This window comes from Streptomyces sp. NBC_01334, assembly GCF_035983595.1.
GTDB classification, from domain to species: Bacteria; Actinomycetota; Actinomycetes; order Streptomycetales; family Streptomycetaceae; genus Streptomyces; species Streptomyces coriariae.
The window spans coordinates 5240850-5265575 of the sequence record NZ_CP130718.1 but is presented as its reverse complement, the minus strand read 5'-3'; the positions used below and the strand labels follow the sequence as shown (position 1 = coordinate 5265575).

The following is a 24726-nucleotide window of genomic DNA, read 5'->3' as shown; positions in this document are numbered from 1 at the left end:
GAGTTCTCAGTCGGACGACGGCTGCGACCGCTTGGGCCGCCAGACCACCAACGCGCTGGTCTGCTGTACCTCCTGGTACGGCACCAGGTCCCGCCGGTAGGAGGCGTGCACCGCCGCTTCCCGCTGCTGCATCGCCGCGGCCGCGCCGTCCAGCGCGGCCTCCAGCTCCGCGGCCCTGGCCTGGAGCGCGGCCACCTGGTTCTCCAGCTCGATGATCCGCTTGATGCCGGCCAGGTTGATGCCCTCGTCCTGGGACAGGGCCTGCACCGTGCGCAGCAGCTCGATGTCGCGGGCCGAGTAACGGCGTCCCCGGCCGGCGGTGCGGTCGGGGGAGACGAGACCCAGGCGGTCGTACTGGCGTAGCGTCTGCGGATGCAGGCCCGAGAGCTGGGCCGCCACCGAAATGACGTAGACCGGAGTCTCCTGGGTCAGTTCATACGGGTTACGCCGACGGCCGTCCATCACTCTCATGCTCCCTTCGCGGCCTCGAACAGCTCCGCCCGCGGGTCCTCGCCCGCGGTCGCCTCGCGATACGCCTCCAGCGCCTCACGAGCCTTCCCCGACAAGTCCTTCGGAACACTCACCTCGACGGTGACCAACAGGTCGCCGCGGGTGCCGTCCTTGCGGACCGCGCCCTTGCCCCGCGCCCGCATGGTGCGGCCGTTGGGCGTGCCGGGCGGAAGCTTCAAGGTCAGGGACGGCCCGCCGAGCGTCGGCACCTTGATCTCGCCACCGAGTGCCGCCTCGGTGAACGTCACCGGCACAGTCACCGTCAGGTTGTCCTCCTTGCGGCCGAACACCGGGTGGGCGCCGACATGGACGACGACGTACAGGTCGCCCGCCGGTCCGCCACGCTCGCCCGGGGCGCCCTTGCCGCGCAGCCGGATGCGCTGACCGTCCGTCACCCCGGCGGGGATGCGGACCTGCATGGTCCTCGACGACTTCGCGCGGCCGCTGCCCTTGCAGTCCAGGCAGGGATGCTCGGCGATCAGGCCGCGCCCCTTGCAGTCAGGGCAGGGATCGGTCAGGGAGAAGCCGCCTCCCGAGCCCCGCGCCACCTGGCCCGTGCCCACACAGGTCGGGCACACGCGCGGGGTGCCGTTCTTGTCGCCCGTCCCCGAACACGCCTTGCAGGGGGCCTGCGAGGACATGCGCAGCGGGACCGTCGCGCCCTCGATCGCCTCCGTGAAGGTCAGGGTGACCTCGGTGTCGATGTCCTGGCCGCGCCGGGGCTGGGTACGGGTCGTGCCGGGGCCGCCGCGGTTGAACAGGCCGCCGAACACGTCCCCGATGCCGCCGCCGAAGCCGCCCTGGGCACCGCCACCCTGAGCGCCGCCTCCGAAGAGGTCGCCCAGGTCGAAGTTGAAGTTGCCGCCCGCGCCCGGGCCCGGGCGGAAGCCGCCGTTGCCGAAGAGGGCGCGGGCCTCGTCGTACTCCTTGCGCTTCTTGGGGTCACCGAGGATGTCGTTCGCCTCGGAGATCTCCTTGAAGCGCTCCTCCGCCTTGACGTTGCCCTTGTTGGCGTCCGGGTGGAACTCGCGGGCGAGCTTCCGGTACGCCTTCTTGATCTCGGCCTCGGTGGCGTCCTTGGGGACGCCGAGGACCTTGTAGAAGTCCTTCTCGACGAAGTCTTTGGTACTCATCCTCGACGTCCCTCCTCCCCATCACTCATCCGGTCGAGCTCAGCCCTCGTCCGGGCCACCGCTCTCCTTGTCGTCGGCCGCCTCGGCCTCGTCGCCCTTCGCCGCCTGTGCACCGGGCTGCGGTTCGGCGACGGCCACCCGCGCGGGGCGGATGGTGCGCTCGCCGATCCGATACCCGGGCTGAAGGATCGCCACGCACGTCGTCTCGGTGACGTCGGGCGCGTAGCTGTGCATCAGGGCCTCGTGGATCGTCGGGTCGAAGGGCTCGCCCTCCTTGCCGAACTGCTGGAGGCCCATCTTGGCCGCGACGGTCTCCAGCGATTCGCCCACCGACTTGAAGCCGCCGACGAACTCGCCGTGTTCCCGCGCGCGCCCGATGTCGTCGAGGACGGGCAGGAGCTCGGTCAGGAGGTTCGCGATGGCGATCTCCTTGACCGCGATCCGGTCGCGCTCGACCCGGCGGCGGTAGTTCTGGTACTCGGCCTGGAGGCGCTGGAGGTCCGCGGTGCGCTCGCCCAGAGCGGTGCGCACCTGGTCCAGCTGGGCCACCAGACCGGCTGTCTGGTTCGTGTCCCCGGCCGGGGCCGACCCCGCCGCCGAAGCGGAGGAGGAATCGGCCTTCGGCTCGGCGTCTTCAGGGGTGGCGCCGGAGGGGACGTCGGGCTTCTCCTCGAAGCCCGGAGTCTCCTCCGTCACGCGGCACCGTCCTTGCGCTCGTCGTCCACGATCTCGGCGTCCACGACGTCGTCGTCCGCCTTCGGGGCGTCGGCCTTGGGAGCGTCGGCACCCTGACCGGCCTGGGCGTCGGCGTACATGGCCTGGCCGACCTTCTGCGAGACCGCGGCGACCTTCTCGGTGGCCGTGCGGATCTCGGCGGTGTCCTCGCCCTTGAGCGCGGCCTTCAGCTCCTCGACGGCGGCCTCGACCTCGGTCTTGACCTCGCCCGGGACCTTGTCCTCGTTGTCCTTGAGGAACTTCTCCGTCTGGTAGACGAGCTGCTCGCCCTGGTTGCGGGACTCGGCGGCCTCGCGACGACGGTGGTCCTCGTCCGCGTACTGCTCGGCCTCCTGGCGCATGCGGTCGACCTCGTCCTTCGGCAGCGAGGAGCCGCCGGTGACGGTCATCTTCTGCTCCTTGCCGGTGCCGAGGTCCTTGGCCGTGACGTGCATGATGCCGTTGGCGTCGATGTCGAAGGCGACCTCGATCTGCGGGACGCCACGCGGCGCCGGCGGCAGACCGGTCAGCTCGAACATGCCGAGCTTCTTGTTGTAGGCCGCGATCTCGCGCTCGCCCTGGTAGACCTGGATCTGCACCGACGGCTGGTTGTCCTCGGCCGTCGTGAAGATCTCCGAACGCTTCGTCGGGATCGTCGTGTTGCGCTCGATCAGCTTGGTCATGATGCCGCCCTTGGTCTCGATACCGAGGGACAGCGGGGTCACGTCGAGGAGCAGGACGTCCTTGACCTCACCCTTGAGGACACCGGCCTGGAGCGCGGCGCCGATGGCGACGACCTCGTCCGGGTTCACGCCCTTGTTGGCGTCCTGACCGCCGGTCAGCTCCCTGACGAGCTCGGCCACGGCGGGCATCCGGGTCGAACCACCGACGAGAACGACGTGGTCGATCTCGGAGAGGTTGATGCCGGCGTCCTTGATGACGTTGTGGAACGGCGTCTTGCAGCGCTCCAGCAGGTCGGCCGTCAGCTGCTGGAACTGGGCGCGCGTGAGCTTCTCGTCCAGGTGCAGCGGGCCCTCGGCGGACGCCGTGATGTAGGGCAGGTTGATCGAGGTCTCGGTGGACGAGGACAGCTCGATCTTCGCCTTCTCGGCGGCCTCACGCAGACGCTGCAGCGCCATCTTGTCCTTGGCGAGGTCCACGCCGTGGCCGGCCTTGAACTGCTGCACCAGGTAGTCGACGACACGCTGGTCCCAGTCGTCACCACCGAGGTGGTTGTCACCGTTGGTGGCCTTCACCTCGACGACGCCGTCACCGATCTCCAGGAGGGACACGTCGAACGTGCCGCCACCGAGGTCGAAGACGAGGATCGTCTGGTCGTCCTTGTCGAGGCCGTACGCGAGCGCGGCCGCGGTGGGCTCGTTGACGATACGAAGGACGTTGAGACCGGCGATCTCACCGGCTTCCTTCGTCGCCTGACGCTCGGAGTCGTTGAAGTACGCCGGGACGGTGATGACCGCGTCGGCCACCTTCTCGCCCAGGTAGGCCTCCGCGTCGCGCTTGAGCTTCTGCAGGATGAACGCGCTCATCTGCTGCGGGTTGAAGTTCTTCCCGTCGAGCTCGATCGTCCAGTCCGTGCCCATGTGACGCTTCACGGAGCGGATGGTCCGGTCCACGTTCGTGACTGCCTGGCGCTTTGCCACCTCGCCGACGAGCACTTCACCGTTCTTGGCGAAGGCGACGACGGACGGCGTGGTCCTGGCACCCTCGGCGTTGGTGATGACGGTGGGCTCGCCGCCCTCCAGAACGCTGACGACGGAGTTGGTTGTGCCCAGGTCGATGCCGACCGCACGTGCCATGGTGATCTTCCTCCAGCTGACTTGAGTGGAACGGACTCAAGTGTGCACGAGGCTCACCTCTCGGTCAACAGACCTGAGTCGCGCCCACTCAACTCTTATCCGTTCCTTACGCGCAAGGAAGCGCTGACCTGCGGCGATACGGATCGACCGGTTCGCCGCACACCGGGTTCCGGGTGGTGCGCCTGGTCCTCGGATTGACGCCGGGGTGCGTACACCGGCGCCGAACCCGACCCCGGACGCTGCTCGGGGCGGGGCGCGGAACGACCCGCGAGCCGCACCTCGCGAGGAGCACCACCGGCACCATGACCGGCACCGCCGGCCCCCCGTACGGCACCCGCGGCACGGGCACGCCGAACCCGCCGGTCTCGTCGGCCACGCGCGCGTGGGGGCCCGTACACCGCGACCCGCAGCATCCCGAGCACGACGACGAGTGCCCCTCCGGCCACCCACAACACCGCCTGCGCGTCGGCCCATCCGGCGTGCACCAGCACACCGACGAGCACCGCGGCGAAGGCCGCCACCGCGACCAGGACGGTCACGCCCTGCGCGGTGAGCCCCAACCGCCTCAGCCGGTGGGCGAGATGGTCGGACGCGCCGCGCAGCAACGGCCGTCGGGCCAGCCGCCGGGACAGCACGACCAGGACGACGTCGGCCGCGGCGACCGCGGTGAGCGCGACCAGCACCCCCGCGCCGGCGACCGGATCGTGCCCCGCGCGGGCGATCACGGCGGCCGCCGCGAGGAGGAACCCCGCGAAGAGCGATCCGCACGCCCCGAGGGCGACACGCGCGGGAGGCCAGTTGTGCATCAGGAAGCCGGTCAGCGCGGCGGCGAACACGCTCAGCAGTACCGCCAGCCCGTCCATGACCTCGACGGCGGCACAGGCGGCCACGCCGAAGGCGGTGACGACCCCGACGGTTCCGGCCACTCCGTCGGCGTGGTCCAGCGACCGGAAGGCGAGGGCGACGAAGGTGATCCAGCCGACACCGGCCACTCCGGCCACCACCCCCGTGTCGCCGTACGGCACCACGAAGGCGGCCGCGACCGCCGTACCGATCACCAGGAACCGTGCGTTGAGCCGCCACACGTCAGCGACCAGTCCGAGCGCGGCGACGGCGCCCCCGGCGGCGAGCAGCACCTCGATGCCGTCACCGAGCGGGGCGATACCCGTCCAGTCCCCGGCGACCGCGACGAGACAGGTGGCGAGCACCACGGCGGCGCCCCCGAACAGAGGCACCCGCCGCTGCCGCTGCCGCCGGTCGAGCAACCCCAGGCGCAGGGCGGGCACGCGCAGCAGCGCGGCGAGGACGGCGGCGAGGAACAGGGCGGTGATGGCGGCGACGATCCCGTAGAGCACGGATATAAATTAGTCACATATGTACCAATTTGGTACGAATAACACGGCCGATTCACCACCGGATCCCAGCCGGACCCCAACCGGAACCCGACACTCCCCCCACCCGAACCCGACCCGAACCCCACCCGAACCCGACCCGAACCCGACCTGATTCTGAGGCAACCCTCAGCGACTGAGATCACTCCGCACCCCGCTACAGTGCGACGGAGAATACGGGGTAGTCTCAAACGGACTGCATAAGTTACCGCTTAGTAATTTCCCTCGCAGGCCCGAGGAGCCCCCAAATGCAACTCGCCGCGATCATCGTGTCGCTGCTTCTGACCGTGGTCGGCGTCGCCCTGATCGCACGTGCCATCGGCCAGTTCGTCCGGTACTTCAAGCTGGGCCAGCCGCTCCCCGCCGGAACCCGGACAGACAACCCCTACGCGCGCAGCGTGACGCTGGTACGGGAGTTTCTCGGCCACACGCGGATGAACCGCTGGGGCATCGTGGGCTTCGCCCACTGGTTCGTGGCGATCGGCTTCCTGACGCTGCCGCCGACCCTCGCCCAGGCCTTCGGCCAGCTCTTCGAGGCCGACTGGGTGCTGCCGGTCATCGGCGACTTCCTGCCGTTCGAGCTCTACATCGAGTTCATCGGCGTGATGACGATCCTGGGCATCGTCGTCCTCATGGCGATCCGCCTGTTGAACCTGCCCTCCCGCGCGGGCCGCAAGTCCCGCTTCGCCGGCTCCAAGTCCGGTCAGGCCTACTTCGTCGAGTACGTCATCCTCACCATCGGCCTCGCCATCTACGTGCTGCGGGGTCTCGAGGGTGCACTGCACCACGTGGAGCACTACGAGGCCGGTTACTTCGCCTCGTACCCGCTCGTCCTTGCCTTCAAGGGGCTCGGCGTCACCACGCTCCAGAACCTGGTCTACCTCGTCGCGATGATCAAGATCGGGACGTCGTTCATCTGGATGATCGTGGTCTCGCTGAACACGAACATGGGTGTGGCCTGGCACCGTTTCCTGGCGTTCCCGAACATCTGGTTCAAGCGCAACGCCGGCGGCGCCACCGCGCTGGGCGCCCTGCTGCCGATGACGTCGGGCGGCAAGCCGATCGACTTCGCCGACCCCGGCGACGACGACGTCTTCGGCGTCTCCCAGGTCGAGCAGTTCTCCTGGAAGGGCCTGCTGGACTTCTCCACCTGCACCGAGTGCGGCCGCTGCCAGTCCCAGTGCCCCGCCTGGAACACCGGCAAGCCCCTCTCCCCCAAGCTCCTGATCATGTCGCTGCGCGACCACGCCCACGCCAAGGCCCCCTACCTCCTCGCCGGCGGCGGCAAGACCATGGAGGGCGAGGAGAAGGCGTCGGCCGAGCAGCTGGCGGGCGTGCCCGCCGCCGCGCTCGCCGAGGCCGAACGCCCGCTGATCGGCACCGCCGAAGAAGGCGGTGTCATCGACCCGGACGTGCTGTGGTCGTGCACCACCTGCGGCGCCTGCGTCGAGCAGTGCCCCGTCGACATCGAGCACGTCGACCACATCGTCGACATGCGCCGCTACCAGGTGATGATCGAGTCCGCGTTCCCGTCCGAGGCGGGCACCATGCTCAAGAACCTGGAGAAGAAGGGCAACCCCTGGGGCCTGGCGAAGAAGCAGCGCCTGGAGTGGCTCAAGGAGGTCGACTTCGACATCCCCGTCGTCGGCCGCGACATCGAGGACCTCTCCGAGGTCGAGTACCTGTACTGGGTCGGCTGCGCCGGCGCCCTCGAGGACCGCGCGAAGAAGACCACCAAGGCCTTCGCCGAACTCCTGCACATCGCGGGCGTCAAGTTCGCGATCATGGGCGGCGACGAGAAGTGCACCGGCGACTCCGCCCGCCGCCTCGGCAACGAGCCCCTCTTCCAGGAACTCGGCATGGACAACGTCATGTCCCTCAACGCCGCGTTCGGCGAGGAGACGGACGACGACGGCAACGTCACGGCCGAGTCGAAGAAGCCGAAGTCGGCGAAGAAGATCGTCGCGACCTGCCCGCACTGCCTCAACACCCTCGGCAACGAATACCCGCAGCTCGGCGGCGACTACGAGGTCATCCACCACACCCAGCTGCTCCAGCACCTCATCGACGAGGGCAAACTCATCCCCGTCACCCCGGTCGAGGGCCTCATCACCTACCACGACCCCTGCTACCTGGGCCGCCACAACAAGATCTACACGCCCCCGCGCGAGATCATCGCGAGCGTCCCCGGCCTGCGCAACGAGGAGATGCACCGCCACAAGGAACGCGGCTTCTGCTGCGGCGCCGGCGGCGCACGGATGTGGATGGAGGAACGGATCGGCAAGCGCATCAATAACGAGCGCGTCGACGAAGCCCTCTCCCTCAACCCCGACATCGTCTCCACCGCCTGCCCGTTCTGCCTCGTCATGCTCACCGACTCCGTCAACGGCAAGAAGAACGAAGGCAAGGCCAAGGAGACCGTCCAGGTCGTCGACGTCTCCCAACTCCTCCTGGAGTCGGTCAAGACCCCGGTCGACGACGAGCCCCCCGCGGGCGAGGCGCAGACCGAGAACGAGCCGGAGCCCCAGCCGGTGGAGTAGCCCGAACGGCTGCACCCCCAGCTGCTCCCCAGCCGTACCGACGCCCCCGTGGCCACGGGGGCGTCGCCGTTCACGCTTTCACTCCCCCTCCCCGTTACGCCCTCCCCCGTTCCCCTCACGCGCGCAACCCCTCCGCCCCCTACGGCCCTGCCCTGAAGAACCACTGAATCCCGCCCCGTTACTCCCCTTAGGGGATGTCACAGCTCGGCAGCAAAGCCGTGCCCGGACGGTCGGCCCCGCCACGTCACTCTCCGGGACCAGGTACGTTCGAAGGCGTGGCTGGATTCAGGATGGGACGCGGCGGCCGGGACAACCGTGCCCCGCAAGCGCGACCGCAAGACCCTCCGTACGGGCAGCAGGCGCCCCAGGGACCGTCGCGGTCCTCGGGACCGTCGGGACCCTCGGGGCCGTCGTACGGCTACCCGTCGGCCCAGCCGCCGTACCCGCAGCAGCGTCCGCCGTACGGCGGCACGGGCGCGGGCGGCGGACAGTGGCCGCAGGCGAACGGCGGAGGGCACGGCGGCCAGAACGGCGACGAGCCGGAGTACTTCGGCGGCGACGCCCCGTACGGCGCTCCGGGCGGCCCCGGTGGGCCCGGCGGCCCGGGGGGTGCCCCGCACGACCCGTACGCCGCGAACAATCCGGGGCACACCCAGGCCTTCTCGATCGACGACCACCACCAGTACGACCAGTACAACCAGGGTGGTACGTATCACGCGGGTTCCGCTCCGGCGGGCCCGGTCGGTCCGCGTCTGCACTGGAAGGAGCTGCTGAAGGGCATCGTCCTCAACCCCAAGCAGACCTTCCTCCAGATGCGGGACTACACGATGTGGGGCCCCGCCCTCGTCGTCACGTTCCTCTACGGCCTGCTCGCGGTCTTCGGCTTCGACGACACGCGCGCGGACGCGATCAACGCGACGCTGTCCAACGCGATCCCGATCGTCCTGACGACGGCCGTCGCGATGGTGCTGAGCTCCTTCATCCTGGGCGTGGTCACCCACACCCTGGCCCGCCAGCTCGGCGGCGACGGCGCCTGGCAGCCCACGGTCGGCCTCTCCATGCTGATCATGTCCCTCACGGACGCCCCGCGGCTGGTCGTCGCCATGTTCTTCGGCGGCGACGCGTCGTTCGTGCAGCTGCTGGGCTGGGTGACGTGGGTGGCGGCCGGCGCCCTGCTGACCCTGATGGTCAGCCGCTCCCACGACCTGCCGTGGCCGAAGGCGCTGGGCGCGTCGTCGATCCAGCTGATCGCACTGCTGTCGATCGTGAAGCTGGGCACGTTCTAGAACCTGGCGGACACCGGCAAGGGCCCCCGACGGATGGTCGGGGGCCCTTGGCATGCCATCACCGTAAGCAACATTTAACGATCACCAGACGCAATGAATCATCCAAAATGCCGCATGTCGCACCATGACAACTACAGAGCGTAATATATTGTGACTGTTCCCTACACCTCCTACAAGGAGTGCGCGTGAAAGCTCGCTTTGGCGTGAGGCGGGGAACGGCGCTCGTGGCCGCCCTGCTGGTCGCCGTCATCGCCTTGATCCTCCCGGGATCGGCGGTCGCCCGGACGGACGACGGCCGAGCCCACTCCGACCACTGGGGCGTGATCGCCCGCAACACGATCGGCTCGCCGGTCGCCGAACTCCGCAACGGCCCCTTCGGCCCGTTCGGCGCCACGGGCACTGCCGCCAGGCCGCCGTACGGGCGTGGCAGCCTCGGCATCGAGGTGTCGGGCGCCGCACAGGCGGTGACCCCGACAGTGGTCGAGAAGGTCGACTTCGGCAATGAAGTGGACTTCTTCGGGAAGCAGCTGCTGGGCCTGCGCCGCATCGGCTTCCACGTGTTCCAGACGGGCGAGAACGTCGGCTACGGGGGCACCACGCCGAACATGCCGAACATCAGGTTCGAGATCGACCCGAACGTGACGGGAAGCGACGACTACTCCACGCTGGTGTGGGTGCCGGCCTCGTCCCCGGTGACGAACGGCTGGAGCCCCTTCCTCGACGCCACACGCACCGGCTACTGGTACCTCACGGGCAACGAGACGACCTGCACGCGGGCCGCCCAGTGCACCTTCGCCCAGCTGAAGGCCTCGTTCACCAACGTCAACGCCAAGCCGACGGTCTACACGGTCGCCGTGGGCAAGGGACGCGACTTCATGTGGACCGGCGCGGTCGACGGCCTCCGGCTCAACGACTACGTCTACGACTTCGAGCGGGACGGCGTCAAAGTACTTCGCGCGAAGTGACGTACAGAGACGCAAAGCAACGCAAAATAGCGCGAACTAACGCGAAGTGACGAACGGTAACGCGGAGAAACAGAAGAGAACATGAGCCGGATCGGGCCGGCCGCCACCAGAAACGGCCGGCCCGCCTCGCTCATGCCCCGGACGGCCCACTCCGGGAGGGCCGGAGGGCCATGCCGCGCGGGGCGCTAGAGGGCTTCCCTGGAGGGCGTGACGGCCTCGCCCGCCTTACGCACCACCGGCAGGACGCTCCACGGGAAGTTGATCCAGTCGTCGGTCCGCTTCCACACGTACTCGCACTTCACGAGCGACTGCGGCTTCTCGTAGACGACGGCGCTGCGCACCTCGGCGACGGCGTCCAGGCAGAAGTCGCGGACCAGCTTGAGCGTCTTGCCCGTGTCGGCGACATCGTCGGTGATCAGGACCTTCTTGTCCGAGAAGTCGATGACGTTGGGGACGGGCGCGAGCATGACGGGCATCTCGAGCGTGGTCCCCACCCCGGTGTAGAACTCCACGTTCACCAGGTGGATGTTCTTGCAGTCGAGGGCGTAGGCGAGCCCGCCGGCGACGAACACTCCGCCGCGGGCGATGCTCAGCACGACGTCGGGTACGTAGCCGTCGTCGGCGATGGTCTGCGCGAGCTCACGGACGGCGGTGCCGAACTGCTCGTAGGTCAGGTTCTCCCGCGCCACGCCCGCGCCGCCCAGGCCGTCGCCGCTCACACCTGGGTCCGGTGGAAGTTGAGGAAGGACCGGGAGGCCGTCGGCCCGCGCTGGCCCTGGTACCTGGACCCGTACCGCTCGCTGCCGTACGGGGACTCGGCCGGCGAGGTGAGCCGGAACATGCACAGCTGGCCGATCTTCATGCCGGGCCAGAGCTTGATCGGCAGGGTGGCGAGGTTGGACAGCTCGAGCGTCACATGCCCGGAGAACCCGGGGTCGATGAACCCGGCGGTGGAGTGGGTGACCAGCCCGAGCCGCCCGAGGGAGGACTTGCCCTCGAGTCGCGAGGCGAGATCGTCGGGAAGCGTGATGACCTCGTAGGTACTCGCGAGCACGAACTCACCCGGGTGGAGGATGAAGGGCTCATCGCCCTCGGGCTCCACGAGCCGGGTCAGGTCGGCCTGCTCGACGGAGGGGTCGATGTGCGGGTACCGGTGGTTCTCGAACACCCGGAACAGCCGGTCCAGCCGTACATCGATGCTCGACGGCTGCACCATAAATTCGTCGTAGGGATCGATCCGTACTCGCCCGGCGTCGATCTCGGCCCGGATGTCCTTGTCTGAGAGAAGCACGTCCCGAGGATACGCAAAGCGCGCGGAGCGACCACCATCGGACGACTCCGCGCGCCAGACCGGCGGCGCCTCCAGCGCCTCCGGCTCCTGTTGCCGCTACCGCTTCTCGAGAATTACCGGTACAGCACTCCGCAACCGGGTGCATCGGGGGCACCGGACGAGCCGCCCGGGACCGAGCCGCTCGGCCTGCTGCATCGGGAACGAAGCGGTGCTGAACACGTGCCCATCGGCACAACGGACGACGGTGCGCTCCATCAAGTCCTAGAGTCCCTTCCCCAAGAGCCCTGTCCGGCTGCTGCCCGCCGGACCATGAAAGCCACATTACGGGACGAACGGGACGACCCTCCAGGCGGCACTCCGACCCCGCCCGACCCCACTTCCAGCACCCCACCGTACGCCCCAACTCCGGCCCCTCGCACCCGGATCCATCCCCTGAAACGCCCTCAGGCCCCACGGCTTCATCGCCCGGGGCCTGGCATGAGGTAGAGTGACGGAGCGTTCCGACACCGGTCAAACCGGCGTCTTACGCGGGTGTAGTTTAATGGTAGAACATCAGCTTCCCAAGCTGAGAGCGCGAGTTCGATTCTCGTCACCCGCTCCACGAAGAAGGCCCAGGTCATCGACCCGGGCCTTTTTGCTGCGCTCGGCGATCACTCACCGTGTGCCGGATTCGTGCCAGGACGTTGATCGTCCGGAGCGCCCGTCCTCGAGGGATACGCGTCGTCCGCGAAGTCCGGGATGCAGGGCTCCCCGTCCCCCTCACGGAAGCCGGCCCGACGGTCCGCGAAGTCGACCTTGCGCTGCGGGTCTACGCCGCTCAGGTTCCGAACACGCCCAGCCGTTCCCCCACAGTGAGCGCCCCAGAGGCAGCCACCAGCATGAAGATGCCGATGCCGCCGAGTACATGGGTTGCCCACGGCATCGCTTGCCGCAGGCCGCCAGATGCCTCACGCCTACGCGCAACACGGAAGCGCCGGAGGAACAGAGCCACGCCCAACAGGCAGAGGGCCGCACCCCCGAGCTGCATCAGCCTCAGGCCCCATTGAAGAAGGGCAAGAAGCACGGTTGAGATCAGCAACCCCACAGCCGCCCCCCATTCGCATACTCATCCGATTCCACCTCCCGCGAATCGGGTGGGTGTCGCCACACTGGCCGTCCGTCGCGCGTGGGCACTGACGCTGACCGTTCCCTCCGGAGCTTCGGGAGCTTCGGACCAGAGGGTGTCCGTGCCCCACTCGTGCCCGATCGTACGGGGAGCTTCGGGGAACCACGGTGGGGACCGGGCGTCGCACAGCACGACGGCCGCTGACTGTTTCGCCCGGTCAGGAGCCGTTCACCTGTGGCGGGTGTGGGGTTTGGACCCACGGAGACATCGCTGCCACGACGGTTTCGAGATCGCTCACAAGTTGACCCACCCAGAGGGACTCCGCCGGCCTGGACATGCCCGTCACACCGGAAATGGTGCAGTCGATGGGCACGGAACGTGGCTGGGGCAATCCGGAAACCGGTTGTGCCTGTGGCATGTCCATGCGAAAGATGTGCGCATGATGCGACCCGCGCGTGCGCTGCTTCCCCTTCTCCTGCTGCCGGTTCTCCTCACAACAGGGTGCGACGCGGGCAAGAACGGCGGGACGGCCGCCGACAGCGCCGACCTCGACGCCGCCGCGCGCGACTGGGGTGTCGCGCCGGAACTCGTCTATGTCACCGAGGTCTCCGGCTACACCGTGTTCCAGGCGTCGGTCGGCGCGTACGACGACGAGTTCGTCGCCGCATATCGGTCCGAGGAGGGTGCCACCAAGTTCGGCCTCTTCGTGGGCAGCGGCACGATGACAGCGGAGAGCTGCCCCGAGCAGCCGCTGGGTGAGGTGTCGGACAAGCAGGTCACCTGTGAGCACGACGGCGACGCCTGGTACCGCACGGCAGGTGACAGCCACGAATACGCGGTGCCCGACGACGGCGTGGTGATTCGTCTGATCGCCGACTCGGACACGGTCGACCGCGCCGTTCTGCGCAAGGCGGCCGAGGCGGTCCACCGCCCGGACGACGCCGAATTGGCCGCACTCCTGCCGACCACCGACAACGCGGACACGTGAGAGGACGGCACGAAGTCGACTGACGGCCCACTTCGTGACAGGTCCCGCGGCAGGCGCGGACGCGGATCCGTCTCGGCAGTCAGTTGCCCATGAACGCAGGTGTACGCGCCCGCCCACAGCACAACCACCCCACCACGTACCTTGCGCGGCGGGCGGTCAGGCCGGGGCGTCGGCGTCCTGCGCGGAGGCCGCGAACGCCTCGGGGCCCTGCTCCGCCGCCGCCGGGTCCATCCACATGACCTGCCAGCCGTGGCCGTCGAGGTCGAAGAAGCTGCGTGAGTACATGAAGCCGTGGTCCTCGGCGCCGTCCGCCTCGGAGCCGCCCGCCGCGAGGGCGGCGGCGCTGACCGCATCGACCTCATCACGCGATGACACGCTGAAGCAGTACAGCGCCAGCGTGTGCGTGGTGGGATCGGCCATCGGCAGTTTCGCGAACTGCGCGAACTTCTCACGGCTGAGCAGCATGACGAAGGCGTGCTCGCCGACCAGCATGCAGGCCGCGGTCTCGTCGGTGAAGTTCGGGTTGAAACCGAACCCGAGATCGGTGAAGAACGCCTTGCTGCGTTCGAGGTCCGCTACGGGGATGTTCACGAACAGCATGCGGCCGGGGTGTGCGGGATTCGTCATGGCGGGTCTCCAGTCGGCGTCTCGGTGGCGTACGTCCCGGTAGACCGGCCCGGTCGGCGGAACTCATCGGTGGATCTTCGCCGACCACCCGAACAGCAGATGCCTTCGCTTGGATGCCTGCGCGGCACAGGCTGTCATCGAGCCAGAACCGGCACACGGCATCATGCAGGCGTGATCACCATTCATCTGAAGTATGAAATCGACGCCGACAAGCTCGAGGATTTCGAGGAGTACGGTCGCCGTTGGGTCCGGCTCGTCAACCGTTTCGGCGGGACGCACCACGGCTACTTCCTGCCGAGTGAGGGCGACAGCGACATCGCCTACGCCCTCTTCTCCTTTCCCAGCCTGGCCGCGTACGAGCAGTACCGCACGGACAGCATGTCCGACCCGGAATGCCAGGAAGCATTCCGACTGGCTCGTGACACCCGCTGCATCAGGCGGTACGAGCGACGCTTCCTGCGGCCGCTCGACAACCTGTCCTAGGTCGGCGGGTGCGCGGTGCGACCCATCCGGCTCGGTGCCGGTGGTTCTGTCCAGCCGTGTCGGGTGGCGTGTGCGCCGAGTTGCATGCGGGTGCGGACTCCGGCCATGTCCATGAGGTGGCGCAGGCGGCGGTGGAGCGTCCGGGGTGACAGGCCCAGCTGGGTTGCGGTCGTCTGGTCGGTCAGGCCGGCCAGCAGGAGCGCAAGGATCTTCCGGTCGAGGTCGGTCGGGCCTTCCGTGCCGAGTTCGACGGTGGTTTCGGCTTCTCCGCCGGGGCCCGACAGTTCGAGGGGGTGGGCGGTGCGCCATACCGTCTCGAACAGCGCGTCCAGGGCGTCCAGCAGGCCGCTGCGGTGCAGCAGTACGGCGCCGGGCTCTCCGGCCGGTGTGACCGCGAGCGGGACCAGGCCCAGGTCGGCGTCGGCCAGCACGAGTTTCATGGGCAGCTGGTCGGCGACGCGCAGCTGCACGCCGTTGCGCAGTGAGTCGATCGCGTCGGCGACGATGCCCGGCTCCGCCAGCACGGCCCGGTCCAGCACCGCCCGGAAGTGCACGCCGCGGCCGATGGCCATGGGTTCGGCCGTGTTCTCGTCGGGCGGGACGGCGAGGAACGGTGCGGTGATGAAGCTGCGGACCTGCGTGCGGGCCGCCTGCTGTACCTGGAGGAAGCGATGGCGGATGGCGTCGACGCCCGTGACGACCTCGATCAGGTCGTCGATGCTGCTCCCGGTCATCGCCGCCCGGTGTTCCTCGGCGAAGGTCACCAGTGCCTGTTCGGCCCTGCGCAGTCCGTCCCGGCGCTGGCTGATGAGCGCGCCGAGCGCCATGGCCGGCGGCGCGGTGGTGAACCGCTCGTCCGCCGACCGGATCACCAGACCCCACTCGACCAGGCGGGACAAGGCCTTGTCGACGTGGGCCCGCGGTACGACGAGCAGATCCGACAGCGGAGCCGCGGTGGTGTTCGGCCTTCCGAGCAGCGCCCGGTAGACGCGCTCGTCAGCGGGTTCGAGGCCCAGAACATCCAGCATCGGCGACCGACCCTCTTCCGCTTGCCGCAGCGGGGAGAGTATGCGCCACAGCGGCAGACCTTGAATAGTCCCTGCTGGGAGCGGGTGTGAGGGGAAGGGCCCCGGAAAGTCGCCTCCCCGGGGCCCGGCCGTGCGGCTCATCGCCGGTTCATCGTCGGTTCATCGCAGGCCGTACGCCCGGATGATGTCGTTCCTGACGCTGAAGCCGCGGTCCGTCCCGGCGCTCGCGCGGACCGAGAGGAATCCGCCGGGCTTCTTCGCCGTCCTGAACGAGCCCTCCCAGTAGCCGCCGGCGCCCTTGGTCAGGGCCACCTTCTGCCAGGTGGCGCCGTCGTCGTACGAGACGTCCAGCTTCACCGTGGTGACCTTGCCCGGCACGGTGCCGAGGTCCATCGACACCGGCTTGAGCGCGATCCGCCGGGTCGCGTCGGCCTTGACGTCGCCGTGCAGGTCCGACTCCAGCCTGTAGTCCAGGTTCAGCACGGAGAACGGCACGAAGTCGTCCGAGTCGACGGTGCCGGACAGGAACGTCCACTCGGTGTGGGTGCGTGTCGACAGCCGGAAGACGTCACCGGGCCGCTCCACGTCGAGGACGGCGCGGTAGGGCAGGTTGCCCGCCGGCACCTCCTGCCACTGCATGTCCCCGCTGACCGGGTTGTCGTGGATCAGCGTGTCGCCCTGGAAGATCTGCAGGTGGGACGGCGTCTCGCCCCACGGCAGGTAGCCACCCAGCCGCATGGTGTCGCTGGCGGACGCCCACGCCTGCACGTTCCAGGTCATGTAGTTCTGCCAGCGGGAGTTGTAGACGCCGAACGACTCGCTCTGGCCGGGCCTGGTCGCCGGAGCGAACCAGTCCAGACGGGTGCTGCTGCCCCTGGCGTACGTGTTGTCGCCCGACACCATCGTCCACGGCAGGGCGCCGTCGGTGCCCTGCGCGTGGAACTCCCGCCAGACCTGGCCCGGGGTCACCCATTCGGTGCGGGTGCCCGGGTGCCGCTCGAGTTCGGGGAGGTTGAACGACGGGCTGAGGGTGAAGTCGGACCGGTAGCCTTCCGCCGACCTGCCGCCCGCGGCCGAGTAGTAACGGGCGTCGATCCGGGCGAGGTCACGCTGGGTCGGCCTGTAGACGAGGGCCCGGTCGGGCACCTGGCCGGGGTAGTCCCGGGTCAGGTCGTACACGTACGGCGTGTACTCGGTCTGCTTCGCGGTCAGCTTGAAGCGGCCGGCCCTGGCCATCGCGACAAGGGCCTTGCCCGCGTCGCGGTGCACGGTGGCGACCGGGATGCTCGATTCGCCGACGTACTCCACCAGGGCACCGACACCGTCGTTGACCACGATCAGCGCCTTCGCCCCGGCCGCCACCGCGGCCTCGGCGCGCTCCTGCGGCGAGACCTCGTCGCTGCGCTCGACGACGACGGCCCTGCCCCTGGCCCTGACCTTCTCGTAGGCGGCCGCCGAGCCGTCGCCCGCGTAGACGGCGTCCAGCCTGTCCGTGGCGGTGCCCAGGGTGCTGCCAGCCTGCACCACCGCGTCGAAGTGGAGGCGACCGCCCAACGCGCTCAGGCCGAGCTGCGGTTCGCCCTTGCGCCAGCGGGTGGTGAGGATGAACTCGCCCTGCTTCATCGGCTGCGTGGGCGCGACGTAGACGTCGTCGTACGTCGGCGGCAGCACGTAGGCGCTGCGGTAGTCCAGGTACGGGTCGAGGCCCTTGTAGTGGACGTTGAAGTCGACCTTGCGCTGGCGGTCCTCGGTGCGCTGCGGCGCCTCGGTCTGCAGCAGGCGTGCCTTGCTCGCGTCCAGCACCACGTCCGCGGAGCCGTCCTCGATCACGGTCTCCGGGTCGACCAGCACGGCCAGACCCGAGCGGTCCGCCTTCTCGCCGGTCACGTCGAGGTACCCCGCGACGGTGTACAGGCCGGGTGCCATGCGCAGGGTGGTCGAGCCGTCGACGTAGACGTTCCACGGCCAGACGTCACCGGCCAGGTTGATGCCGACCCAGCCCGCGGCGGGCTTGCCGTCCCGGCCGACCAGCTCGATGTTCAGGTCGTAGCGCTCCTCCTCCTTGAGGAGTGCCACGGACGTGCGGGTCACCGGCTTCCCGGTGACCGTGTCGGTGGCTGTCACGTAGCCGACGTGCCGCCCTGCCGAGGCGGTTCGCGGGTCACCGGTCACCGGGACGGCGGCGGTGCCGCCCGCCGGGACGGTGACCGTGCCGGCTCCCAGCGCGAACGGGCCGCCGCCGTCGGTCAGCGCCAGGTCCAGCGTGACGTCGGCGGAACCGGTGTTGGTGAAGGTCAGGTCCTTCGTGACGGCGACGTCGCTCGGCTCGTGCGGCCAGGTGTAGTTGCCGAAGAAGAGCGAGCCGGTGGCGCGGACCGTGGTGCGCACGGCGGCGGCCACGTCGAGGCGGCCGGTGCCGACCTCGTACGGCGAGTACCCGTCGTCCAGGCCCTTCGCGGTGCTCATCAAGTGTTCCTTGAGCTGCGCGCCGGTCCAGTCCGGGTGCCGCTGGGCCAGGATCGCCGCCGCGCCGACCACGTGCGGGGTGGCCATGGAGGTGCCGCTGATGGTGCGGTACAGGCCCTCACCGCCGTCGGTCATGTCCTGCGAGCGGGCCGCGGTGATGTCCACGCCGGGCGCCGCGATGTCCGGCTTCATGCCGCCGGAGTAGGCCAGCGGGCCGGTGCTGGAGAAGGACGCCAGCCGGTCCTGCTTGTCCGTGGCGGCCACGGTCAGCGCCGAGGCGGCCGCGCCCGGGGCGGAGATGCTCTCCGGGCCCGCGTTGCCCGCGGCGATGACGAACAGCGTGCCGTACTGCGCGGACAGCGCGTCGACCGTCTGCGACATCGGGTCGCTGCCGTCCGTCGGGTAGGAGTCGCCGAGACTCATGTTGACTACGTCCGCGCCGGACTCGGCGGCCCACTGCATGCCGGCCATGACCCAGGAGTCCTGGCCGTAGCCCTCCGCGCCGCCGAGCACCTTGCCGACGAACAGGTCGGCGCCGGGGGCGACGCCCTTGTTGTCGCCGCCTGATGCGGCGCCGGAACCGACGATCGTGCCCGCGACATGCGTGCCGTGGCCGTTGACGTCGGTGACGCCCTCACCCGGCACGAAGCTGGTCGTGCCGTCGATCAGCCCGGCGAAGTCGGGGTGGTCGACGTCGATGCCGGTGTCGAGCACCGCGACCTTGACGCCCTTGCCGGTGTAGCCGGCCGCCCAGGCCTCGGGCGCGCCGATCAGCGGCACACTCTCCTTCAGGGCGGCCTTCACCCGACCGTCGAGCCACAGCTTCGACACACCCGCGCCCAGCGTCGCGCTGCCCTGCGGCGCGACGGTGGTCCAGAAGGTGCGGGCCTGCCGCTTCTCGGTGCTCAGCGCGGCACCGCGGATGCCCTTGAGCTTGCGGGTCAGCCTGCTGCCCCTGGGGGCCGTCGGCTCGGGCTCGGCGGCGGAGCGGGACTTCGGCCGGGTGTATGCCGCGATCAGCGGTACCGCGGCCGACTTCGCGTCGTCGTAGCCCATCTCGATCAGGTCGGTGACGTTGAACAGCCGGCGGTCCAGCTTGTCGGTGCCCAGCAGCGGAGCCGCCTCGTCCGGGATGACGAACAGGTCGCCCTTGATCTCCTGGATCTTCACGCCCCCGACGGCGTTGTCCGGACGGTCGACGTCGGCGGTCTGCTTGCCGTCGGCCATCGTGGTGACGGTGACGATGTCGCCGGTGACCAGGGTGACCTTGTGGGTCGCCGAGGACCTGGCGGGGACCGTGGGCTTGCTCGGAGCGGCTTGTGCGGGCGCTTGCAGAACCGCGAGCCCCGACGCCAGCAGCGGCACCGCGGTGGCCGCGCAGACGAGCCGCCTGCGTCTGCGCCGAAAGGCGGAAGAGTGAGAGGGGGAGGACATGCCATGGGTCTATCGGCCGGTTCACGCCGCCGTGAAGGCCGGACGACGGCAAGTCCTCGCCATGGCAAGGACTTGCCGACCGCAAACCGCGTACGTCCGGGCAAGGCCGCACTTTTCGCAGCAGTCGCACTCTTCCGAGCAGGGGGCACTTCATGCCGGCGCCGAGTGGCGATCGGGGTGTGCCGCCGGACCGAGCGGGGGAGCGGAGCGGGCAGCGGTGCCCGGAGTCCGTGAACTGCCTTGCGCGTACAACCCGCGCACAGCCCGACCCGCTTGACAGGGACGGGGTGTCGTGAGGTGATCCACACACCGCAGATCCGTGGGGGGATGTCGTGTCGCAGGTGGCCGTGACGCTGGCTGGTGCTGACTCGCCGGGTGAGCATCTCCAACTCGCGGCCTTCACGGCCGCGGCCGCTGTCTTCTTCATCTGGGTGGGTCGCAGACAGCGCAGCACCGGGCGCAGTCTGATCGCCCCCGACGAGACGATGAGAACCGCCGACCGGCTGGTCCCACCGCCGGCGCCGACCCGTGGTCACCGAACCGCCGGGTGTGTGTGGATCGGGGTGGGTGGCGTCTTCGTCCTGCCGGCGGTGTTCAACTTCGTGGCGGCGATCCGGGGGCTGATCGGCTAGGCCTGGGTGCGGCCCTGTCGACGGCGTCACGGTCGGGCGCGGGCGCGGCCGGATCGGGCGCGGCTGAATCGGGCGGGGGACAACGAGGGGCGGATCACCGCCCGTCGTCGACGACCGTCACGCGGGCGACGACGACGGGGACACCTCCTGCACGGGCACCGGGCCGGGTCGGGTGGATAGCAACACCCTGACGACACCGGCCTGTTCGAGAGTGATGCGTCCGGCGCCCGTTCCCGCCCGCACCTTCAGGCGTTCGGCCACGGGGCCGGTGACGGCCAGCGGCACGCCCGACACCGTCACGCGCAGGGTGTCCCGCCGTCGCCTCAGCGTGACCCGGGCCGGTCCTCGATCGCCCGCGCCGAGCGCCGCCTCGACGATCCGGTACGCCGACAGGGCCACGGCGGGGGGCAGGTCCCGGGCGGCCTCCGGCAGGCCCCGCAGGGTCACGTCCCGTCCGGTCGCGCGCACGGTCCGGCAGAGCGTGTCCAGGTCCGCGGCGGTGGGCGCCGGGGCCAGCTCCTGCCCTGGATCCTCCGACTCGCCCAGGCTGTGCAGGAGTTCGCGCATGGCGGCGAGTGCCGACCGGGCCTCGGCGGCCACCGCCTCCAGCCGCCCCTGCCGGGCCTGTTCGACCAGTGCCGCCGTGAGGTGCAGGACGGCGTCGCGCAACTTCGCCGCCAGCCGGTGCCGTTCGGCGTCCGCGGCCCGTTCCGCGTGCCACAGCGCGCCGGCCAGCGCGAAGTCGTCCAGGGCCAGGATCCGCAGCCGTCGGCGCCGCACGGCGATCCCGGCACCCCACAGGCCGGCGAACACCGCGCCCAGCACCATGGCCAACGGCACGAACATCACCACGGCGGTGGGCCACATCGACTCCTCGCCCGACAACGCGCCGTCCGCGCCCGCCGTCGCGACAAGGGCCCCGGAGAGCGAGATCGCCGCCGCGCCCCACGCGGGCCAGGCAGGAACGGCTCCCCGGCCGTACACCGCCACCGCGTACACCGCCAGCAGCTCCGCGAGCGCTCCGCCGGCGAAGAACACGAACACCCGCGACGGCAGCCCGGCCCCGGCGACCGCCGCCGGCCACAGCCACGACGTGGCCAGCACGCCGAGGAGCGCCCGCCACGGGGCACGCCGCCGCCACAGCAGCGGCACCGCGTGAACGGTCAGCAGCACGGCCACGACGAGCAGGCCGGGCACCGCGGCGCGCAGGCTCGCGCCTGTCCACTCCTCCGCCGTGACCAGGGCGAACACCAGGGGAAGGAGCGTCGCCGTGCACACCAGCGCGGGATCGGCCAGGCGCTGTTCCCGCAGCACGTCGCGCCGGCCCGCGCCCTCGGGCGGACCCCACGGCCCCGTGACGTCGGGCAGGGTGGCCCGGACCCGCCAGCCACCGCCGGGTGCGGGGCCGGCCGTCAGTTCCCCGCCGACGGCCGCGGCCCGCTCCTTCATCCCCGTGACACCGCGTCCCGACCCCAGACCGTCGACGGCGTCGACGCCGTCCGGTGCCGAACCGCGCGGGGGAGCATTGTCGACGCTCAGCTCCAGGACGCCCTCCCCGCGCAGGACGCTGACGTGCGCGGCGGAGCCCGGTGCGTGCCGCAGGGCGTTCGTCAGTGCCTCGCGGACGATCCCGTGCACCGCCTCGGCCGCCGGTCCGGCCAGGTCGTCGGGGAGCACGGCGTCGATCGGTCGCCCCAACCGGCCGAATCCGGCGATGAGTTCCTCGATGCGCGCGGTCATCGGAGGGGGAGCCGGACGGTCGGCTTCGCGGAGCAGACCGACGAGCCGTTGCAGCGCCGTCAGGGTCTCGGTGCCGGTGCGCTCGGCGAACGACAACGCCTCGGCCGTCAACTCGGGCCTGCTGTCGCCGAGTCTTCGCGCGGCGTCGGCCGTGATGACGACCGAGGTCAGGTGATGGGCACTCACGTCGTGCAGTTCACGGGCCAGACGCCGCCGTTCGGTGTCGCCCGCCCGCCGCCGGGTCTCCTCCGCGCCCGCCAGCAGGCGGGTCGCGAGCGACCGTCCCTTGAGCCACTGCCGGCGGGCCTCACCGAGCCCCGCGCAGACGACGTACAGGAGCGCGCCGAGCACCCACTCGGAGGCGAGCGCGGGCCGGAGCCCGACATGGACGAGGGACAGGAGCCACTCGACGCCCACGGCCGCGGCGACCGCGCGTACGGTCACGGGCACGGGGCACCGGACCGCGACCGAATACAGCGCGACCGGCGCGCCCGCCCCGAAGTAGCCGTCCTGCCAGGCCATTTGGCCCACCAGGAGAGCGCCGAGGGACCAGGCCAGGGCCCGGACCGGGGCCTGTCGTCGACGGCCCAGCGCGGCCGTCTCCACGACCAGCGCGCCGAGCACGGCGACGAGTGCCGCCGCCCCGGGCACCTCCTCGCCGGCCAGACCGGCTCCGGGCCACAGCCAGGCGATCTGTCCGGTCGCCAGCAGTGCGGGGAGCAGGCAGTTGCGTATCGTCTCCATCTCGGCACGAGCGTAGGGCGGGGTGCGGCGGCGCGGTACCGGCCCCGGGGAGGAGGTCGCTCTCCATCCTCCGACAGAGGCGTCGTTCGTGCCCGCGGCCGATGTGGGGAATCGGGCCCGCGGGGAGGCTTGTCGCCATGACGCATCCGCTCGCCGCCCCGGTGCCCGCGCCCCTCCCCGAACCGCTCCCCTATCACCGCATGGCCCGCGTCTCGGCACGTCACCGATGGTGGCGGCCCGTGCTCGGCACCGGGTTCACGGCCGTGGCGTGCGTGCTGGTGGCCGGGCTGATCTACGCCCTCGGTTCCGTCCTGGGCGCGGCCGAGGGTTACCCCGAAGCCGCCGACGGGACCGTCGAGTTCGGCCCCGTCTCCGGCACCGCCCTCGACCTGCTGGCGATCGCCTCCGCCATACCTGTCGTCCTGCTCGCGGTGCGCTGGATCGGCCGTCGCCCGGCGGGCACGGTCTCGGCCGTGACGGGCGGACTGCGGTGGCGCTGGCTGGGGCGGTGCGTGCTGGCGGCCCTCCCGGCCCTCGCCGTGACCACCGGCGCCATGCTCCTGCTGCCCGCGGACGATGCCCAGCCGTCGCGGTGGGCGGGCTGGGAGGTCTTCGGCCCGGCCCTCGCCATGCTGGTGGTCCTGGTACCGCTGCAGGCGGCCGCCGAGGAGTACGTCTTCCGCGGCTGGCTCACGCAGGCGGTCGGCGCCTTCCTGCGCTCTCCCTGGTGGGCGCTCGTGCCCCAGGCCGTCCTGTTCGCCGCCGCCCACGGCTGGGGCACCCCGTGGGGCTTCGCCGACCTGGCTCTGTACGGAGTGGTGGCGGGCTGGCTCACCGTACGCACCGGCGGGCTGGAGGCGGCCATCGGCCTGCACGCCGTGAACAACCTGCTGGCCTTCGGCGTCTCGGCCGCCGTCGTCGACGGCCTCAAGAGCGACGACACCGCCGCGGACGCTCCCTGGCAGCTCGTGGCCCTCGACCTGGTCGGCATCGCCCTGTACACGGCGGCCGTCCTCTGGCTGGCGCGTCGGCACACGCCGACCCGCACCGTCCCCACGCCGGCACCGGCCCCGGTCCCGCCGCCGTGGCCCTTCCCCGGCCCGCACCCCCAGGCCCTCGCCGCTCACGTCCCTGTCTCCCGGGACGGTGCCCCGGCCCCTGTGCCTGTACCCGTCCCGGTCCCGTACGCCGACCGCACGAACGTGTCGGACCTGCCCCCGAAGTTGCATGATCCGCAACGCGACTGACGGTCCGTCGGCATGGGAACGCGGCGGAAGGGCACCCGGAGGAGCAAGTCGAAAGTGAGGAGCGCGAGGCCCGTTCGGTCCGTGCAACCGACAACCGGGAGTATTCGATGACGAGTTACGGCAGCTCTTCCACCGCATCCTCGGGATCACGCACCAACGGCCTGGCGATCGCGAGCCTCTGCTGCGGCATCGTCGGACTGTTCATCCTGAACATCGTCCTGGGGCCGCTGGCCATCGTCTTCGGTGCCGTCGCCCGCCGCCAGGCGGCGGTCAGGAACGGCATCGGAATGGCGAAGGCCGGCATCATCCTCGGCATCGTCGACGTGGTGCTGTGGATCGTGCTGCTGGCCGTCGCCGCCAACAACGGCGGATTCAGCTGGTACGTGGGCGGCTGACCGACGCGGACACACGGCGGCGCCGGGCCGAGGAGACAACCTCGTCCCGGCGCCTCCGTGTTGGCGCAGGAAGTTCGGGGTCAGGCGTAGGGTCCGGGGTCCGGAGGATATGCCTGTTGGTCCCGCCTCCGCCTCGGTCGTCGCCGTCCGGCCATCGCCCTGTTCCGTGACCGCCGCGACCGCCGCCGTC

Annotated in this window: 20 protein-coding genes and 1 tRNA gene; 9 read left to right on the top strand and 12 right to left on the bottom strand. The window is 70.2% G+C overall.

Annotated features, from left to right (window positions below):
* Positions 1-6: 6 nt before the first annotated feature.
* From OG736_RS23635 to OG736_RS23615, 5 genes are all read right to left on the bottom strand, one after another.
* Positions 7-462, bottom strand: coding sequence for a heat shock protein transcriptional repressor HspR (locus OG736_RS23635; protein WP_327184211.1), 456 nt, complete (start codon positions 460-462; stop codon positions 7-9).
* 5 nt (positions 463-467) lie between these two features.
* Positions 468-1643, bottom strand: a complete 1176-nt coding sequence (dnaJ, locus tag OG736_RS23630) for a molecular chaperone DnaJ (protein ID WP_327184210.1) — start codon at positions 1641-1643, stop codon at positions 468-470.
* A gap of 39 nt (positions 1644-1682) precedes the next feature.
* The gene (gene grpE / locus OG736_RS23625) at positions 1683-2339 is read right to left on the bottom strand and encodes a nucleotide exchange factor GrpE (protein WP_327184209.1); all 657 of its coding nucleotides are present in this window, start codon (positions 2337-2339) and stop codon (positions 1683-1685) included.
* Complete coding sequence (gene dnaK / locus OG736_RS23620) at positions 2336-4174, bottom strand: molecular chaperone DnaK (RefSeq protein WP_171398464.1); 1839 nt, start codon at positions 4172-4174, stop codon at positions 2336-2338. The genes grpE and dnaK overlap by 4 nt, the downstream gene beginning before the upstream one ends.
* A gap of 95 nt (positions 4175-4269) precedes the next feature.
* Positions 4270-5529 (bottom strand): MraY family glycosyltransferase, encoded by a 1260-nt coding sequence (locus tag OG736_RS23615; protein WP_327184208.1) that lies wholly within the window; start codon positions 5527-5529, stop codon positions 4270-4272.
* Between the two features lie 284 nt (positions 5530-5813).
* Between OG736_RS23615 and OG736_RS23610 the strand changes: the two genes are divergently transcribed.
* The 3 genes from OG736_RS23610 (at position 5814) to OG736_RS23600 (ending at position 10356) form a co-directional block, all read left to right on the top strand.
* Positions 5814-8105 (top strand): heterodisulfide reductase-related iron-sulfur binding cluster, encoded by a 2292-nt coding sequence (locus OG736_RS23610; protein WP_327184207.1) that lies wholly within the window; start codon positions 5814-5816, stop codon positions 8103-8105.
* Positions 8106-8299: 194 nt separating this feature from the next.
* Positions 8300-9391, top strand: a complete 1092-nt coding sequence (locus OG736_RS23605; RefSeq protein ID WP_327184206.1) for a Yip1 family protein — start codon at positions 8300-8302, stop codon at positions 9389-9391.
* Between the two features lie 185 nt (positions 9392-9576).
* On the top strand, positions 9577-10356 hold the full coding sequence (locus tag OG736_RS23600) for a hypothetical protein (RefSeq protein WP_327184205.1): 780 nt from the start codon (positions 9577-9579) through the stop codon (positions 10354-10356).
* A gap of 185 nt (positions 10357-10541) precedes the next feature.
* Here OG736_RS23600 and OG736_RS23595 read toward each other — a convergent pair whose 3' ends face one another.
* Complete coding sequence (locus tag OG736_RS23595) at positions 10542-11075, bottom strand: phosphoribosyltransferase (protein ID WP_442817065.1); 534 nt, start codon at positions 11073-11075, stop codon at positions 10542-10544.
* A complete protein-coding gene (dcd, locus tag OG736_RS23590) occupies positions 11072-11647 on the bottom strand; it encodes a dCTP deaminase (RefSeq protein ID WP_020133056.1) in 576 nt (191 codons plus the stop codon). The genes OG736_RS23595 and dcd overlap by 4 nt, the downstream gene beginning before the upstream one ends.
* Positions 11648-12174: 527 nt before the next feature.
* Between dcd and OG736_RS23585 the strand changes: the two genes are divergently transcribed.
* Positions 12175-12248: transfer RNA gene (locus OG736_RS23585), tRNA-Gly, on the top strand.
* A 216-nt stretch (positions 12249-12464) separates the two neighbouring features.
* On the opposite strand, the gene OG736_RS23580 is transcribed toward OG736_RS23585, so the two are convergent.
* Entirely contained in the window at positions 12465-12731 is a 267-nt protein-coding gene (locus OG736_RS23580) for a hypothetical protein (protein ID WP_327184204.1), read from the bottom strand.
* A gap of 460 nt (positions 12732-13191) precedes the next feature.
* On the opposite strand from OG736_RS23580, the gene OG736_RS23575 reads away from it, so the two are divergent.
* Positions 13192-13740 carry a hypothetical protein gene (locus OG736_RS23575; RefSeq protein ID WP_327184203.1) on the top strand — a complete coding sequence of 183 codons (549 nt, stop codon included), beginning with the start codon at positions 13192-13194 and terminating at the stop codon, positions 13738-13740.
* Between the two features lie 156 nt (positions 13741-13896).
* Here the strand turns inward: OG736_RS23575 and OG736_RS23570 are convergent, their stop codons facing one another.
* Complete coding sequence (locus OG736_RS23570) at positions 13897-14367, bottom strand: VOC family protein (protein WP_327184201.1); 471 nt, start codon at positions 14365-14367, stop codon at positions 13897-13899.
* A gap of 171 nt (positions 14368-14538) precedes the next feature.
* Here OG736_RS23570 and OG736_RS23565 point away from each other — a divergent pair, with 171 nt between their 5' ends.
* Positions 14539-14850, top strand: a complete 312-nt coding sequence (locus OG736_RS23565) for an NIPSNAP family protein (RefSeq protein WP_327184200.1) — start codon at positions 14539-14541, stop codon at positions 14848-14850.
* Here the strand turns inward: OG736_RS23565 and OG736_RS23560 are convergent.
* The gene (locus tag OG736_RS23560; RefSeq protein WP_327184199.1) at positions 14847-15878 is read right to left on the bottom strand and encodes a helix-turn-helix domain-containing protein; all 1032 of its coding nucleotides are present in this window, start codon (positions 15876-15878) and stop codon (positions 14847-14849) included. The two genes, OG736_RS23565 and OG736_RS23560, sit on opposite strands and share 4 nt — an antisense overlap.
* 159 nt (positions 15879-16037) lie before the next feature.
* The gene (locus OG736_RS23555) at positions 16038-19778 is read right to left on the bottom strand and encodes a S8 family peptidase (protein WP_327184198.1); all 3741 of its coding nucleotides are present in this window, start codon (positions 19776-19778) and stop codon (positions 16038-16040) included.
* A 332-nt stretch (positions 19779-20110) separates the two neighbouring features.
* Here OG736_RS23555 and OG736_RS23550 point away from each other — a divergent pair, with 332 nt between their 5' ends.
* The gene (locus OG736_RS23550) at positions 20111-20410 is read left to right on the top strand and encodes a hypothetical protein (RefSeq protein ID WP_327184197.1); all 300 of its coding nucleotides are present in this window, start codon (positions 20111-20113) and stop codon (positions 20408-20410) included.
* 117 nt (positions 20411-20527) lie between these two features.
* Here the strand turns inward: OG736_RS23550 and OG736_RS23545 are convergent, their stop codons facing one another.
* Positions 20528-22894: a histidine kinase gene (locus OG736_RS23545; RefSeq protein ID WP_327184196.1), complete on the bottom strand. Its 2367-nt coding sequence runs from the start codon at positions 22892-22894 to the stop codon at positions 20528-20530.
* Positions 22895-23031: 137 nt separating this feature from the next.
* On the opposite strand from OG736_RS23545, the gene OG736_RS23540 reads away from it, so the two are divergent.
* The gene (locus OG736_RS23540) at positions 23032-24141 is read left to right on the top strand and encodes a CPBP family intramembrane glutamic endopeptidase (protein WP_327184195.1); all 1110 of its coding nucleotides are present in this window, start codon (positions 23032-23034) and stop codon (positions 24139-24141) included.
* 107 nt (positions 24142-24248) lie between these two features.
* On the top strand, positions 24249-24536 hold the full coding sequence (locus OG736_RS23535; RefSeq protein WP_327184194.1) for a DUF4190 domain-containing protein: 288 nt from the start codon (positions 24249-24251) through the stop codon (positions 24534-24536).
* The last annotated feature ends 190 nt before the right edge of the window (positions 24537-24726 follow it).